Genomic DNA, 13,379 nt, shown 5'->3' on the forward strand with positions numbered 1-13,379 from the left:
GCCAGGGAACGAGCCAACAGGACTGGCTAATCAACAGGGGGAACACATGAAGATCCGTCATATCGCCGTTGCGGCGATCGTCATTGCGTGCCTGGTCAGTGGGTGCGCCAGTGTCAACAAGGCTGGCCGCGATGCCAGCGAACAAGCAAAGACGTTCTCGCCGATCACCGACAAGGCCGTCGTCTACATTTATCGCGACGAGATCCTTGGCTCGGCCATCAAGCTGCACGTGAGTGTCGACGGTACCGCCGTTGGCGACACCGGACCGAAGAGCTTCCTGCAACTCGCCCTGCCGCCTGGCCCGCATACCATCACCTCCAGGGGCGAAAAGATCTCGTCGCTCTCGCTGGATACACAGGCTGGCAAGACGTATTACGTTTGGCAGGAAGTGAAGATGGGCATGTGGTCCGCGAATAGCATGCTGCACCAGGTCGACACCGACAAGGGGCAGGACGGCGTTCGCGAGTGCGCTCTACTACGCACCGACGCACCGGCGTTCCGCTTGCCGGACGACAGCACGCCGAAGGTCGCCGCACCCGTCGCTTCCGCCCGCGCTGTTGAAGCGACTCCAGCGTCGGCTCCGGCCGAAGCAGCACCCGCTTCCATCAGCGCGCAGACCGCTGACGCGACCGCGCCCGCCGTCGGGACGGTCCAGGCAGAAGGTGGTCCAGCCTCCCTCGATCCGCGCGTGACCGTACCGATGTTCAACGCCGCACAGAACCTCGCCGCCATCCATCAATGCGACCGCATGATTCGCGTCCGTAGCGTCGATGGAGATAACGCACGCCTGTACAGCACGTGCCCGGCCGGCGGAAGTGCGCTGGAGATCGTCTGCAATGGGGCGAACTGCCACGAAGGCGCGCCGCAGGGGTAAGACAAAGCATCGCCGACAAGTCGGCTCCTACCGAGCGGGGTGTCGCCTTGCTCGGTAGGAGCCGATTCATCGGCGATGCTCTCGATCCCGCTTAGTTGCAAAACCCGTTCGGGTACGAAGACGACCGATAGGCATAAAGCCAGCTCGTCTTCCCACCATCGTTGGCGATATTCCAGTTGTTGCCGATTGATCCGATCGCCGTGTTCAGCGTCTGCGACCGCGTGAGGATGGGTGTGGTGAAGTACTTGTCCGCGTCCGCGTCGACACGGAACGACAGCTCGGCCAGCGCCGGCGTCGTGGCGCCATCGATGTACCACAAGGTCAGGGTGAACTCTGCCACGGACTCACCGATGTCGGACACGGGGCCGTCGTATTCCTGCTGGGTCACCGTGACACCAGCCACCTTCGACAGCGCAGAGGTGGATACGTCGGACAGCGTCGTTGCACCCGGGAATAGCTTGATCAGCGCGGCGACCGTCGTCGGCGTGGTGGTCGCGTCCTGCTTGGTCGAATGCGCCAGCACGAGGTTGCCCGGCGTCACGTCGGTCTCGAGCTTGGTCGACTTGTTCTTGCCCGCACCCGACACGTCCGTCCAATAGGACAGTTCTTCGTCCGCATGGCGAAACTTGAACTGGATGTCGGTATCGTCACCGGCACGCGTACGCAGCGAGTAGCCGCGCTTGTTCAGTGGGCACGTTCCCGGCGTGTCGTAGTAAGCCAGCGTGTCGCGGTTGCCAGCAGCGAAGTTGCCGGTGACGGTCTTGTCGAAACCGAGAGCCGACAGGCGGGCGGAAAGATTGGTCAGCAAGGTAGCCGCCGCGCTCGACGGATTGCTGGCGAAGCGCGTGGGGTCGACCAGGACCTTGTATTCCTTGCTGTCGACGTAAGCCGGCGTATTGGCATGACTGGCGATCGAACCCAGCATGAGGGTTGCCGACAGCAGCGAAAGAACCGTACGTTTCATCATGCGCATAACCCTTTATCGGTGGTTGAAGGCGGCGGTGGAACGCATGCCCGGCAAAGTCAGCCGGTACACGAGGATGCGGTTGTCGTTGTCGATGGGCGAGTCGCAGTTCTGCCCGTCCATGACGCAATGCTTCGCGATGAAGTCGTTGTCGTTGCCGACGAGAAGGAACCAGTCGTCGGGACGCGCCGGATCCAGCACGGGAAGGAGGTCCATGGCCTCCCACTTTTCGGAGAGCTGGGCCCTGCCCGTAACGTCGGCATCGATGCCCAGACCGAATCGCGCCAGGTCGGGCGGATCCAGGAGATTGACCAGCGGCGTCCACGCCGCGGCGCGGATGTCGCTGCGCAGCTCGCCATCCTTGCCCAGCACCGACCTCGTCGACGTCTCGTAGGTCGTCCTGGCAAGGTTGCTCGCGCCATCGGTGTCGACCAACAGCACGCTCTTGTACACGAGGGGCTTTCCACCATCGGCGCCGTAGCCGTTGCCGTCTCGCGAGAGCATGAGGAAGGTGTGGTTGTCGAGGACGCGGATTTCGCTTTGCGCCGCCGTTTTGTTGGGAGCGCTTCCATCACCGCGGTCGGCGTATACAGGCAGCCGAACGACGTAGTGCCCCAGCGGCGTTTTCGGTACGTCGTTACGACTCACGTCGTAAACGAGCACGCGGGTTAGCGAGCGCCCGGACGCGTCGCCCGGTGCCTCGCGGGTCGCCGTGTCCTGGATCAACGCGCTCTGCAACACAACGAACAGACGTGTGCCGTCCGGCGATAACGCCATCCCTTCGACACCCTGGTTGTTGCGTCGTCCGGTTACCGGCGGCCTCAGCGACGTAAAGTCCGGCTTGCCGTCCGCGTCCAGCGGACGCACGGCTCTGGGCGGCACGATCACCCCGGTGAGTTTCCCCTTCGCGTCGAACCGGTACACGTTTGCCGCGTACTCGTCACCGACGTAGAAACCGCCATCGTGAGTGAACTGCAGCGACTCCGCGTCCAGTGAGACCTTCCCTGCACCGATACCACTGGCCGGCGAAGGAAGGACGATAGCGCGCTCCGTCCGTAGTCCCTTCGCAGGCTCGGCGCCGGTAAACGGCTTCCCATCGAAGTCCCGCAAAGCAAGCCCGCCATCAACCACCAGCGACACGCTGCCCCCTGTGGGAGCCGCTTCAGCGGCGATCCCAGCCTGCGCCAACGTCAACGTGAACCTGAACCGATGTAACCGCCCCTCATAATCGAAGAACACATTATGTTCGGGATCGTTCCTCCCACGATCGGGCAAGGTCCAGAGCACCCCCGTATAGGTGTCCCCGTCGCGTTTCCAGCTACCCGGCTCGATCATCAACGACGAGAACGACCCCAGCGTGTCGCCGAGAAAATCTATGGTCCCCGCGGGCAATGATCCCGCGGCGACCAGCCCCTGATTGACATACGTCTTCCCGCCGAACGTGACCGAGCGCGGCAGCGGCGCCTGCGCGACATCCGCCGTACGAACATCGACGGTCTGCGCCGACGCGCTGCCCAGAAGTAGCATCAAGCCCAGACCGACGATGCGGCGAGCCATCAGAACCGTACATCCAGCGTCGCGAATACCTGCAGGGGCGCGGATGCGTGGAACACATAGGCGGTACCGGCCGGGTCGCTGGGCACAAAGGCGCTCGAGTCGAAGTTGCTGGCATAGCGCTTGTCGGTGAGGTTAGTCACGTTGAGCGAGAGGCGCACGTCCTTCGCCACCGAAAGCGGGCCGAAGTCATAGCCACCCGACACGTCCCACGTGGTGAATCCACCAAAGCCCTGGTCGTTCGTATAGGTGTAGTAACGCTTGCCGGTGTACTTGCCGCGTAGCGAGGCGAACCATGGCCCCTGCGTCCAGTCGATCTGCGTCGCGAACAGCTTGGTCGGCGTGTCGGTCTGGATCTTGCCGCTGGTGTGCTGGACGACACCGGCCTGCACGTAGTCACTGGCATACGTCGAGCGGTTGAAGGAGGCCGAGTTGTACCAGCGCAGGTGACTGGTCGGCTGCCACACGAAGGTCAGTTCAACGCCGTGGCTGTTCACGCCACCGACGTTGTAGAAGCGATTACCGCAGCTCGGCCCGACCGGCTGGCGTGAGTCGCAGGGGTTGTACTGCAGCAGACGGTTGTCGAAGCGCACATTGTATGCGGCGACCGAAGCGGCCACCTGGTCCGTCTCGATGCGATAGCCGGCCTCGAGGCTGCGCGATTTCTCGGGCTTGAGGTCGCCCTGCGTGTCCCAGATGGACTGGGCCACTGCCTGCGGACCGAGCTTGAACCCACCCTGGAACATCGCGACGTTCTTCGAGAAGCTGGTGAAGACTTCCTGGCCTTCGGCTAGCTTGTATCGCGCACCGAACTGCGGCAGCAATGCCTTGCTTGCGCTGAGCGAACCCGTGGCGAACTGGTTGTTTGAGTTAGCGGGAATCGGCTTCACGGCGTCGCCCGGCAAAGCCTCGGCGCGCGAGGTGACATGCGGGCTCTTGACGCCGACATCGATCGTGAGCGCATCGTCGAGGAAGCGCATCGTGTCCTGCAGGAAGGCCTGTCGCGTGTTCCATACCGTACGCTGGTCGAAAACGCCGAGGTCCGGCGTGGCGTCGATCGGACCACTGAGGTCCCGCGGCCCGGTGACGTAGCTGCTGTAGCGCGACGCCGTAGAGACATTGTGCTCGTACCAGACACCGCCTTCGATGTGCTGGTTCGCGATGTCCCACGCTGCCGACAGCACGGCGCCCGAGCGATTGATCGTATAGAGCGTGTTGCGGAAGATGATCGGCAACTGCTGCGGCGTGCCCGGGTAGGAATACGTGCCGCTGTTCCAGTTGTGTCCTTCGCCCGCATCCTCGTGGTGATAGACCTGGGCGTGGATGGTGACCGAGTCGCTCGGGAAGAAGTCGCCGGCGAGGTAGTAAAGATCGTCGTTGCGCAGGATCTGACCAGCGGTGAACGCACCGTCCGCGTCGGTATCCGCACCGCTCTTGTCACAGAGCTTGGCGTTGAGCGTGCCGGCATTGCAGTAAGCCTTGCCGATCGCTTTCTGCCAGTTCGGTGCCGAGCCACCCCAGTCCCAACCCAGGCCGCGCGCCAGCTCACTCTTCGACAGGTAGAAATAATCCGCCTGCGACGTGCGTGAGGTGTCTGCGAAGCCGGTGAAGCGCGCCCAGTCGAGGTCCCACACGGCCTTGCCGTTGAACTGTTTCGTCGTCGAACCGTTGTAAGCCGTCTGGTCGTTCCACAGGTCGGACGTGGTTTTCGCGCCGGACAGGTACATCGAGAAGCCGTTGTGCTCACCCGTGTCGAAGCGCGCATACGTGCGGCGATTGGCGTCGCTGCCGAAGGTCTGCGAGACGCGACCACCCATCGTCTTCGTCGGATCGTTCGATGTATAGGCGATGGTACCGCCGAGGTTGCTGGTCGACGGGGTGCCGAGATTGCCGATGCCCTCGGAGAGTTCGGCGCCGGCGAAGTTCTCGGAGATCAGCGCGCGGTTGATCGATAAGCCGTTGTAGTTGTTGTAAGCGCTGTCACCCAGCGGCATGCCGTCCAGCGTGTACCCGAGGCGCGTGCCGCTGAAGCCGCGCAGGCTGAGCGTCATCGACTGTTCGTTGGTACCCAGCGCGTCGACCGACTGTGCATTCACACCTGGCAGTGTGTTGAGAACTTTCTGAAGACTCGTTCCGGGCGGCAGGGCCTTCTGGTCCGAGGGACGCAGGCGCTGCACCTGGCGCGTCTCGCCCGTGCCGATCACGGAGACCGCATCGAGGTCCTGCACCTTGTCGCGCCTTGTGGCGCTGGCGTTATCAGCCGGGGCGTTGGTGTCGGTGGTATCGGTGTCGGTCGCGTAGGCAACGGAAGACAGGGCCATGCCGAGGGCGATGGCCAGAACGGTCTGCTTGAACAAGGGACTGCATCCTTACACTCGCGGACGCGTCGCGGCACACCTCCCCTGAGGGTGCCCATCACGCGCCGTGGAAGCGTCGGATAGTCGTGCAGTAAAATGGCAGCTTAGTGACAGCCCCTGTGACAGGACGCCTGGACGTCCGTCTTCGCTCAGCGGAAATCGATCGTCGAAATCGCGCCGGCCATGTCGGCCCGCGGTCGCAGGGAAACGTCCCAGTCGTACAGTTCGCACAAGCGACGCACGATCGCGAGGCCTAGGCCCGCACCACCGCCCGTGGCACTTTCGCCGCGAATACCGCGCTGGAACAGCTTCTCGGCGTCTTCCGGCTTGATGCCGGGGCCGGTATCGATCACGTCCACGCGGCCGTCGAGCACGCGCACCGTGACCTTGCCTTCCATCGTGTACTTGATCGCGTTGCCGATGAGGTTGGTCAGGGCCACCGAAAGCACCGAGGCCGGCGCGTTTACCGACACCGACCCATCGGACACCAACTCGATCTCGATGGGCTTGCCGCCCATCTGCGGGCGCTGGCTTTCGATCACATCCGAGGCGACCTTGGCCACGTCGGTGGTTTCGCCGCGCGTGGGACCTCGACGTTCGGCGCGCGACAGCAGCAACAGGGCTTCGATCATCTCGGTTGCCTGGCGCGATGCGCGCTCGATGCGCTTCAGTCGCTCGCGCAACTTGTCTGTCAGATCGGGCGAGCCCTGCAGGAGCTCCGTCGTGCTGGCGATCACTGCGAGCGGGGTGCGCAGCTCGTGGCTCACGTCCGAGTTGAATTCGCGATCGCGCTCGACGACCGAGGTCAGGCGCATGGCGTATTCATCGAGCGCCACGGCCAGCTCGCCGACTTCGTCGTCGGCGAAGTGCGGGGCCAGCGCCTCGGCTTTGCCCACGCGGCGGAAGTCACGCAGGCGCCTGGCCAGATCGGTCACCGGGCGCAGGACGCGCGCCGAAAGCCACACGCCAAGCACCAGCGAGAACAACCCGAACAGAAAGACCGCCGCGATGACGCTGGTGATGAGCTGGCGCTTGCCGAGTTCGTCGCGCGAGACGTCGAACTGGAGGAAGTTGATGATGCCGCCTTCGCGCCGGACGGCCACCTTGAAGTGGCGCGGCTTGCCGTCCTTGCCGGTCTCGTAGAGCTCGTGCACGCCCGTATCGAGCGACTGCCAGTTCAGCGGCGCCTTGTAAATCGTACGTTCGCTGAAGGTGGCGGCCTGGATGATGTTGAACTGCGGCCTCTCAGCCGGGTTCGCCCGAACCTGCGCGTTGAGCGAGTCCGCTTCATCCTGCAAGGCCGAGTTGATCAGTTGCTCTTCGACACGCTCACGGATGTTGATCGCCGCGAACGCGAAAAGAGCGCTCAGCCCGAGACCGAACAGCGTAAAGGTGACAATCAGGCGAAAACGAAGCTTACGTCTGGACCGCATCCGGATCGACCATGCGATATCCGATACCGTGACGCGTGTGGATCAGCGGCTTCTCGAAAGGTTTGTCGATGGCCGCACGCAGCCCGTGAATATGCACGCGTAACGAGTCCGAGTCCGGAAGCTCCTCTCCCCAGACCCGCTGCTCCAGATCCTGCCGCGTCACCACGGAGGGGCTGGCCTCCATGAGTGCCTGCAGCAGCTTCAGGCCGATCGGATTGAGCTGGATCGACTTACCTTCGCGGGTCACGGTAAGCGTGTCGAGGTTGTAGGTGAGACCGTCCACCTTGAGCACGCGGCTTTGCGGACCCTTGCCCCGACGCGCAAGCACTTCCAGCCGCGCCGCCAGTTCCTGCAGGGCGAAAGGCTTGGTCATGTAGTCGTCGGCACCGGACTCGAAGCCAACCAGCTTGTTGTCCAGCGAGTCGCGCGCCGTGAGCATGAGCACCGGCGTCTGCTTGTGCGCCTCGTGGCGGAGCTTCTTGGCGACATCCAGCCCGTCCATGCCCGGTAGGGTCAGGTCGAGCACGATGACGTCGAAATCGTGTACGACAGCCAGATGCAGCCCGGTGACGCCGTCGCCGGCGAAATCGACCACATGGCCGCGATCCTCGAGGTAATCCCCGATGTTGGTCGCGATGTCGGTGTTGTCTTCGATGACCAGAACGCGCATTCGGCACTCCATTGTGCGGTCGCGGGTGAGTCTTATCAGTATTGCGACCGGAAGCTTAACGCCGAATCCGTGAAGCGGACAGCAGTAAAAGAGAGGCCCGGACGGGAAACCCCGCCCGGGCCGAAAGAACTACTGCCCCGATACCGTCACCCCGCGTCGCGGAATCACAGTGAAACCTTTATAGGCGACACCCGTTTAAATCGCTGTTAACCCCTTCGGGGCCCTTGGGCGGCGCGGCTTGGCGACCGCGGGGCGGGCGGCAAGGCGGGTTTCACAGTGGGCAATAATGGCGTCGGCCACGTCGACGCCGGTGCTGCCCTCGATGCCCTCCAGGCCTGGCGAGGCATTCACCTCCAGCAACAACGGGCCACGGGACGAGCGCAGGAGGTCCACGCCCGCGACCTCCAGACCCAGGGCCGAAGCCGCCTGGATCGCAACCCGGCGCTCGTCGTCGGACAGCTCGACCGAAGCCGCCGTGCCGCCCCGGTGCAGGTTGGCGCGGAACTCACCCGGCGCCGCAGAGCGCTGCATGGCCGCGACCACCTGGTCGCCGACCACGAAGCAGCGCAGGTCGCTGCCATTGGCCTCCCGGATGAATTCCTGGACGAGGAAGTTCGCGTAGAGGCCACGGAAGGCTTCGATCACGCTCTGGGATGCCGAGCGCTTCTCGGCCAGGACCACGCCGGTGCCCTGGGTACCCTCGTTCAGCTTGATGATGTGCGGAGGGTCGCCCAGCATCGCCAGCAGGTCGGAGGTGTCATCCGGGTTGTCGCCGAAGGCGGTGACCGGCATGTCCACGCCCTTCACCGCCAGCATCTGCAGGCTGCGCAGCTTGTCCCGCGCGCGCAGCACGGCGTCGGAGGGGTTAGGCGTGAACACGCCCATCAGCTCGAGCTGGCGGAGCACGGCCGTACCGTAAAAGGTGCTGGAGGCGCCGATGCGCGGTATCACGCAGTCGATCGGCCCAAGCGGCTTGCCCTTGAAGTGGATCGCGAACATCTGCGGCGCGATGCTCATGTAGCAACGCAGCGGATCGATCACGCGGACGGTGTGCTTGCGCTTGCGCGCCGCCTCCACCAGTCGCTGCGTGGAGTACAGCCGCGCATTGCGCGACAGGATGGCGATCTTCATGTGGGTTCCCGGACGGCGCGGCGCGGCGTCTGTGAATAGGAAAGCGAAGGATCGACCTGGAAGCGCCCGTTCAGCGCCGTCCGGCCGAGCAAAAGGGGAAAGAGCATGTGCCGCCGGTCGGTCAGGTTCACTTCGGCAAGGAACGTCTGTCCGGCCAGCTCGATCTCGGTCTGGATAAACCAGCGGGTGGTCGCATGGCCGCCAGAATCGGTCACGGTACGCTGGCCGATGGCTTTGGCCTCGCAAGGATCAGACACGCCGCCCTTTCGGGTCGTGCGCACCTGGAAGCGCAGCCATGTGCCGTCGTCTCGCTCGTCGATCTCCAGCCATTCGACGTGCAGCGACGACGAGCGCGCGCCCGTATCGAGCTTGGCCTTGAGGACAGCGACGCCGAGCGACGGAAGTGCGAGCCGTTCGCGCCAGCCTAGGGTGATGACATCAGTCATGGGTCTGGTGCGAAGGTAGGGGGACGGCGGTGGACCGGGGGAACGGTCCGGATGCAAAAGCATGCCGAAGGTGGTGCCGGGTTTCAACCGGCACGATCATCGGACCCCTCCAGACTGTCACGCCCATGAAATCGACGTGAACAGCAAGGGGTCCGAGGCGCTTTCAAGGGCGAAGGGAGCCCCGCCCGGTCACCATCATGTAGACGGACGCGCCCACGCCAGCCAGCGAGACGATGGCCACGTAGTGCGCCGGCCCCAGGCCACCGGCGGTTCTGGCGAGGATGGCCACGAGCACCGGCGTGGCGGCGCCGGCGATGGCATAGGCCACGTTGTAGGAGACCGATATCCCGGAAAAGCGGATCGCCGGCGGAAACGAAGCCACCAGGATAGCCGGGACGATGCCCGCTACCCCTGCGAACACGCCGGCAAGCGCATAGAGCGGAAACAGGTTCGCACCGCCGCCCTGCAAGTCGATGTACAAAGCATAGGTGCTGAGCATCAGGCCGATCGACGACAGCAACATGGCGCGGGCGGTACCCATCCAGTCGACGAGAAGGCCGCCGCCGATGCAGCCCAGACACAGGGTGAACGCCGCGATGCTTCCGCCTTCAAACGCGCGCGCCGGAGCAATGTGGAACGTCGTCTGCATCACCGTGGGGGTCGTCAGGATGACCACGACAATCGCCGCGGTGAGCACCCAGGTCACCGCCATCGACAGCAACACACCCGGCAAGTGATCGCGAACGACGACCAACGCGGGAAGCTCTTCTGAAAGCTCCTTGCGCTCCCGCATGCGCGCGAATACCGGCGTCTCACTCAGCCACCGGCGAAGGTACACCGCGATGAAGCCGAAAACGCCACCCAGAATGAAGGCGATTCGCCAACCGTGGTCCAGCATATCGGCTTCGGAAAGGTTGGCATTGAGCCATGCCGCCAGCAGCGAGCCCATGAGGATGCCGGCGGTGAGGCCTGCCGAGAGGCTGGCAACGGCGATCCCTACGCGGCGTTGCGGCACGTGCTCGGCCACGAACACCCAGGCCCCCGGCACTTCACCGCCGATGGCCAGGCCCTGCAAGACGCGAAGCAGGGTGAGCAGGATCGGCGCCAGTACGCCCAGCGTCGCGTAGGTCGGCAGCACGCCAATCAGCAGGGTCGGCACGGCCATCAGGAACACGCTGAGCATGAACATCCGTTTACGGCCGATGCGATCGCCGAAGTGCGCCATCACGATGCCGCCGAGCGGCCGGGCGAGATACGCGACGGCGAAGATACCGAACGTCTGCAGCGTTGCCAGCCACTCCGACGTACCGGGTGGAAAGAACAGGTGGCCGATCGTCTTGGCAAAATAAACGAAGATGACGAAGTCGTAGAACTCCAGCGCACCACCGAGGGCGGACAGGAGCAGCGTTTTCACATCGCCACGGTTGAGCGTGCGGCGGGCCGCAGTATCGAGGGTCGAGCTCATGATTCGTGTCAGTCCTCGAGGAGGTTCGCGACGGAGTCGAGGATTTCCGCAGGACGGAACGGATAGCTATCGACGTCCGCCCGGGTGGCGATGCCGCTGAGCACCAGCACCGTGTGCAGGCCCGCTTCGATACCCGCGACCACGTCGGTGTCCATGCGGTCGCCGATCATGCCGGTGTTGTGCGAATGCGCGCCGAGCTTGTTCATGGCCGAACGGAACATCATCGGATTGGGCTTGCCGATGACGTACGGCTCGCGGCCGGTGCAACGGGTGATGAGCGCGGCCACGGCGCCCGTCGCGGGCAACGGACCCTCGGCACTGGGGCTGGTCGCATCCGGGTTGGTACAGATGAAACGCGCGCCGTTGCCGATCAGACGGATCGCCTTGGTGATCGCAGCGAAGGAGTAGGTCCTCGTCTCGCCCAGCACCACATAGTCCGGCGCGGTGTCGGTCATGATGAAACCCGCCTCGTGGATCGCCGTGGTGAGGCCAGCCTCGCCCATGACGAAGGCCGAGCCGCCGGGGGATTGGTCCTTGAGGAAGGTGGCCGTGGCCAGCGCGGACGTCCATAACTGCTCTTCAGGCACGTCCAGGCCCGAGGTACGCAGGCGCGCACTGAGGTCGCGCGGGGTGAAGATGGAGTTGTTGGTCAGCACCAGGAACGGCGTACCGCGATCCCGCCACTGGCGGATCAGTTCAGGTGCTCCCGGCAAGGCCTTGTTCTCGTGGACGAGGACGCCGTCCATGTCGGTCAGCCAGCAGGCAACGTTCTTGCGGTCGGTCACGGGGAATTCCTTACAGAAAAACGGGACACAGGCGCCAAGGGTACCGCGACGGGATGCCATTCGGCATGGCATGACTAATCGCACGCTTGCCGGCCATCGCAAGCTCCTACGATGAATTCGAGCCCGCCACGGGCCCAGGGGAAAGGAAGCATCATGCTCAAAGCCGTCGTAGCTCTCGCGGCGCTTGCCGTCACCTCCGCCCACGCCGAACAGACCCGCCACGACACCGTCGTGGACGGCGTTCGCATCACCTACTGGACCTCCCGAGACATCAAGCCGACGGATACGCCCGTGGTCTTCCTGCACGGTGGGCCCGGCTACAACAGCTACAGCTTCCGTCGCACCGCGGGGCCGCTACTCGAAGGCGACGCGCCCATGGTCTACATGGACGAGCGCGGCTCCGGCGCCAGCGAGCGCCCCCTCTCCAAGGACTATTCGCTGGGCGCCATGGCAGCCGACATCGAAGGCGTGCGCAAGGCCATGGGCGTGGATCGCATCATCCCCATGGGGCATAGCTTCGGCGGGGCCGTGGCGGCCACCTATGCCACGACGTACACCGCGCACGTGGATCGCCTGATCCTGGTCGATGCGGCCATCGATATGCCGGCGGCGATGGGCGTGTGGATGGATGCACTCAAGGCGAGCCAGCCCGACGCCTGGAAAGCGGAACAGGCGTCCGACCCCGGCCGCGCGCTCGCGGCGACCGATCCGGAAGACCGCTGCGCCCTGAGCAGGGCACGATTTGCCTTCGTCATGGATGCGGCGGAAAAACTCCCCGACCCAACGGTGTTCTACACCATGCAGCAGTTTCGTAAGCCCGAGGGAAAGACCGAGCAGAAACGTATCGACGCCGAGGGTGGCTTCCGCAGCTCGGGCGAGGTCGCGGGCGCCGTCTTCGGGCCGAAGTCCGATTTCGTTTGCTACCGCGCGGATCCTGCGGCGTTGTCCATGCCGGTGCTCGTCATCGTCGGCAAGTACGATTTCTCCGTCGGCGCCGCCCCGTTGAAAGCCTTCGCGAAGGAGCTAAGAAAAGGCCACTTCGTGCAACTCGACGAGAGCGCCCACTTCAGCTACCAGGAGCAGCCGCAGGCGTTCACGAGCGCCGTGGAAGGCTTCCTTCGGCAGCGTTGAGGGCTACTCGCTGGCGAGCCGCTTGTGCAGGGCGACGTACTCCTTGCGGTATTTCTTCGCCAGCGAGGTCTTCTGCCGATCGGTAATTATCTTGCCGCCCAGCTGGAAGAAACTGCGCTCCTCCTCGCGAAGATGGTCGTGCAGTTCGTCGGAGAGCTTGCTGAGGTTGGCGGTCCATTTGCGGCCGGAATGGGTCGCCGTCTGCAGCTCTTCCACGAGATCGTCCATCTTGTGGTGGTCGGCCAGCGCGTCCCGCGACGGATGCAGGCCGCGGTCATCCATCAGCATCGGCACATAGAGAAAGCGCTCCTCCGCCGCTTCATGGGCGGCCAGCTCGATGCGCAGCGCGGTGAACAACTCCACGCGATGCTCGCCCGGATCGGAGCGCATGAGCTTGCGCATCAGCGAGCGCTGGATGACGTGGCTTTCGCGGAGGGCTTCGAAGATCGTCTCGGACATGGCGTTCCCGGCGTTGTCATGGAGGCACCATCCTCGCCGGTGTCATGTCAGGGTTTCGTCAGCGGTTAAAAAGAGCCGGCGCTAATAGGGCCTCGGGTCCGGTTCCTGCG

General features: G+C 64.2%; 12 protein-coding genes. 2 read left to right on the forward strand and 10 right to left on the reverse strand.

The features are described from left to right. Nucleotides 1–46 precede the first annotated feature (46 nt). Nucleotides 47–874, forward strand: coding sequence for a DUF2846 domain-containing protein (locus tag HB634_RS18885; protein ID WP_213949721.1), 828 nt, complete (start codon nucleotides 47–49; stop codon nucleotides 872–874). 91 nt (nucleotides 875–965) lie between these two features. Here the strand turns inward: HB634_RS18885 and HB634_RS18890 are convergent, their stop codons facing one another. From HB634_RS18890 to HB634_RS18930, 9 genes are all read right to left on the reverse strand, one after another. After that, nucleotides 966–1,841 carry a hypothetical protein gene (locus HB634_RS18890; RefSeq protein ID WP_213949722.1) on the reverse strand — a complete coding sequence of 292 codons (876 nt, stop codon included), beginning with the start codon at nucleotides 1,839–1,841 and terminating at the stop codon, nucleotides 966–968. 12 nt (nucleotides 1,842–1,853) lie between these two features. Further along, nucleotides 1,854–3,395, reverse strand: a complete 1,542-nt coding sequence (locus HB634_RS18895) for an esterase-like activity of phytase family protein (protein ID WP_255548698.1) — start codon at nucleotides 3,393–3,395, stop codon at nucleotides 1,854–1,856. After that, nucleotides 3,395–5,713, reverse strand: a complete 2,319-nt coding sequence (locus HB634_RS18900) for a TonB-dependent receptor (protein WP_063571439.1) — start codon at nucleotides 5,711–5,713, stop codon at nucleotides 3,395–3,397. The genes HB634_RS18895 and HB634_RS18900 overlap by 1 nt, the downstream gene beginning before the upstream one ends. Nucleotides 5,714–5,898: 185 nt before the next feature. Then, on the reverse strand, nucleotides 5,899–7,182 hold the full coding sequence (locus HB634_RS18905; protein WP_213949723.1) for a HAMP domain-containing sensor histidine kinase: 1,284 nt from the start codon (nucleotides 7,180–7,182) through the stop codon (nucleotides 5,899–5,901). Then, nucleotides 7,166–7,852, reverse strand: coding sequence for a response regulator transcription factor (locus tag HB634_RS18910; RefSeq protein WP_159889890.1), 687 nt, complete (start codon nucleotides 7,850–7,852; stop codon nucleotides 7,166–7,168). The genes HB634_RS18905 and HB634_RS18910 overlap by 17 nt, the downstream gene beginning before the upstream one ends. 195 nt (nucleotides 7,853–8,047) lie before the next feature. Continuing rightward, nucleotides 8,048–8,983 (reverse strand): 30S ribosomal protein S6--L-glutamate ligase, encoded by a 936-nt coding sequence (gene rimK, locus HB634_RS18915; RefSeq protein ID WP_213949724.1) that lies wholly within the window; start codon nucleotides 8,981–8,983, stop codon nucleotides 8,048–8,050. Further along, the gene (locus tag HB634_RS18920) at nucleotides 8,980–9,429 is read right to left on the reverse strand and encodes a RimK/LysX family protein (protein ID WP_063573686.1); all 450 of its coding nucleotides are present in this window, start codon (nucleotides 9,427–9,429) and stop codon (nucleotides 8,980–8,982) included. Before HB634_RS18920 ends, rimK begins: the two co-directional genes overlap by 4 nt. Nucleotides 9,430–9,592: 163 nt before the next feature. Further along, the gene (locus HB634_RS18925) at nucleotides 9,593–10,894 is read right to left on the reverse strand and encodes an MFS transporter (RefSeq protein WP_063573684.1); all 1,302 of its coding nucleotides are present in this window, start codon (nucleotides 10,892–10,894) and stop codon (nucleotides 9,593–9,595) included. Between the two features lie 8 nt (nucleotides 10,895–10,902). Continuing rightward, nucleotides 10,903–11,679 carry an HAD-IIA family hydrolase gene (locus tag HB634_RS18930; protein ID WP_345777514.1) on the reverse strand — a complete coding sequence of 259 codons (777 nt, stop codon included), beginning with the start codon at nucleotides 11,677–11,679 and terminating at the stop codon, nucleotides 10,903–10,905. Nucleotides 11,680–11,832: 153 nt separating this feature from the next. Here HB634_RS18930 and HB634_RS18935 point away from each other — a divergent pair, with 153 nt between their 5' ends. Further along, nucleotides 11,833–12,810, forward strand: a complete 978-nt coding sequence (locus HB634_RS18935) for an alpha/beta hydrolase (protein WP_213949726.1) — start codon at nucleotides 11,833–11,835, stop codon at nucleotides 12,808–12,810. Between the two features lie 3 nt (nucleotides 12,811–12,813). Here HB634_RS18935 and HB634_RS18940 read toward each other — a convergent pair whose 3' ends face one another. Beyond that, nucleotides 12,814–13,269, reverse strand: coding sequence for a hemerythrin domain-containing protein (locus HB634_RS18940; RefSeq protein ID WP_213949727.1), 456 nt, complete (start codon nucleotides 13,267–13,269; stop codon nucleotides 12,814–12,816). Nucleotides 13,270–13,379 lie beyond the last annotated feature (110 nt).

This window comes from Luteibacter sp. dw_328, assembly GCF_018449605.1.
GTDB lineage: Bacteria > Pseudomonadota > Gammaproteobacteria > Xanthomonadales > Rhodanobacteraceae > Luteibacter.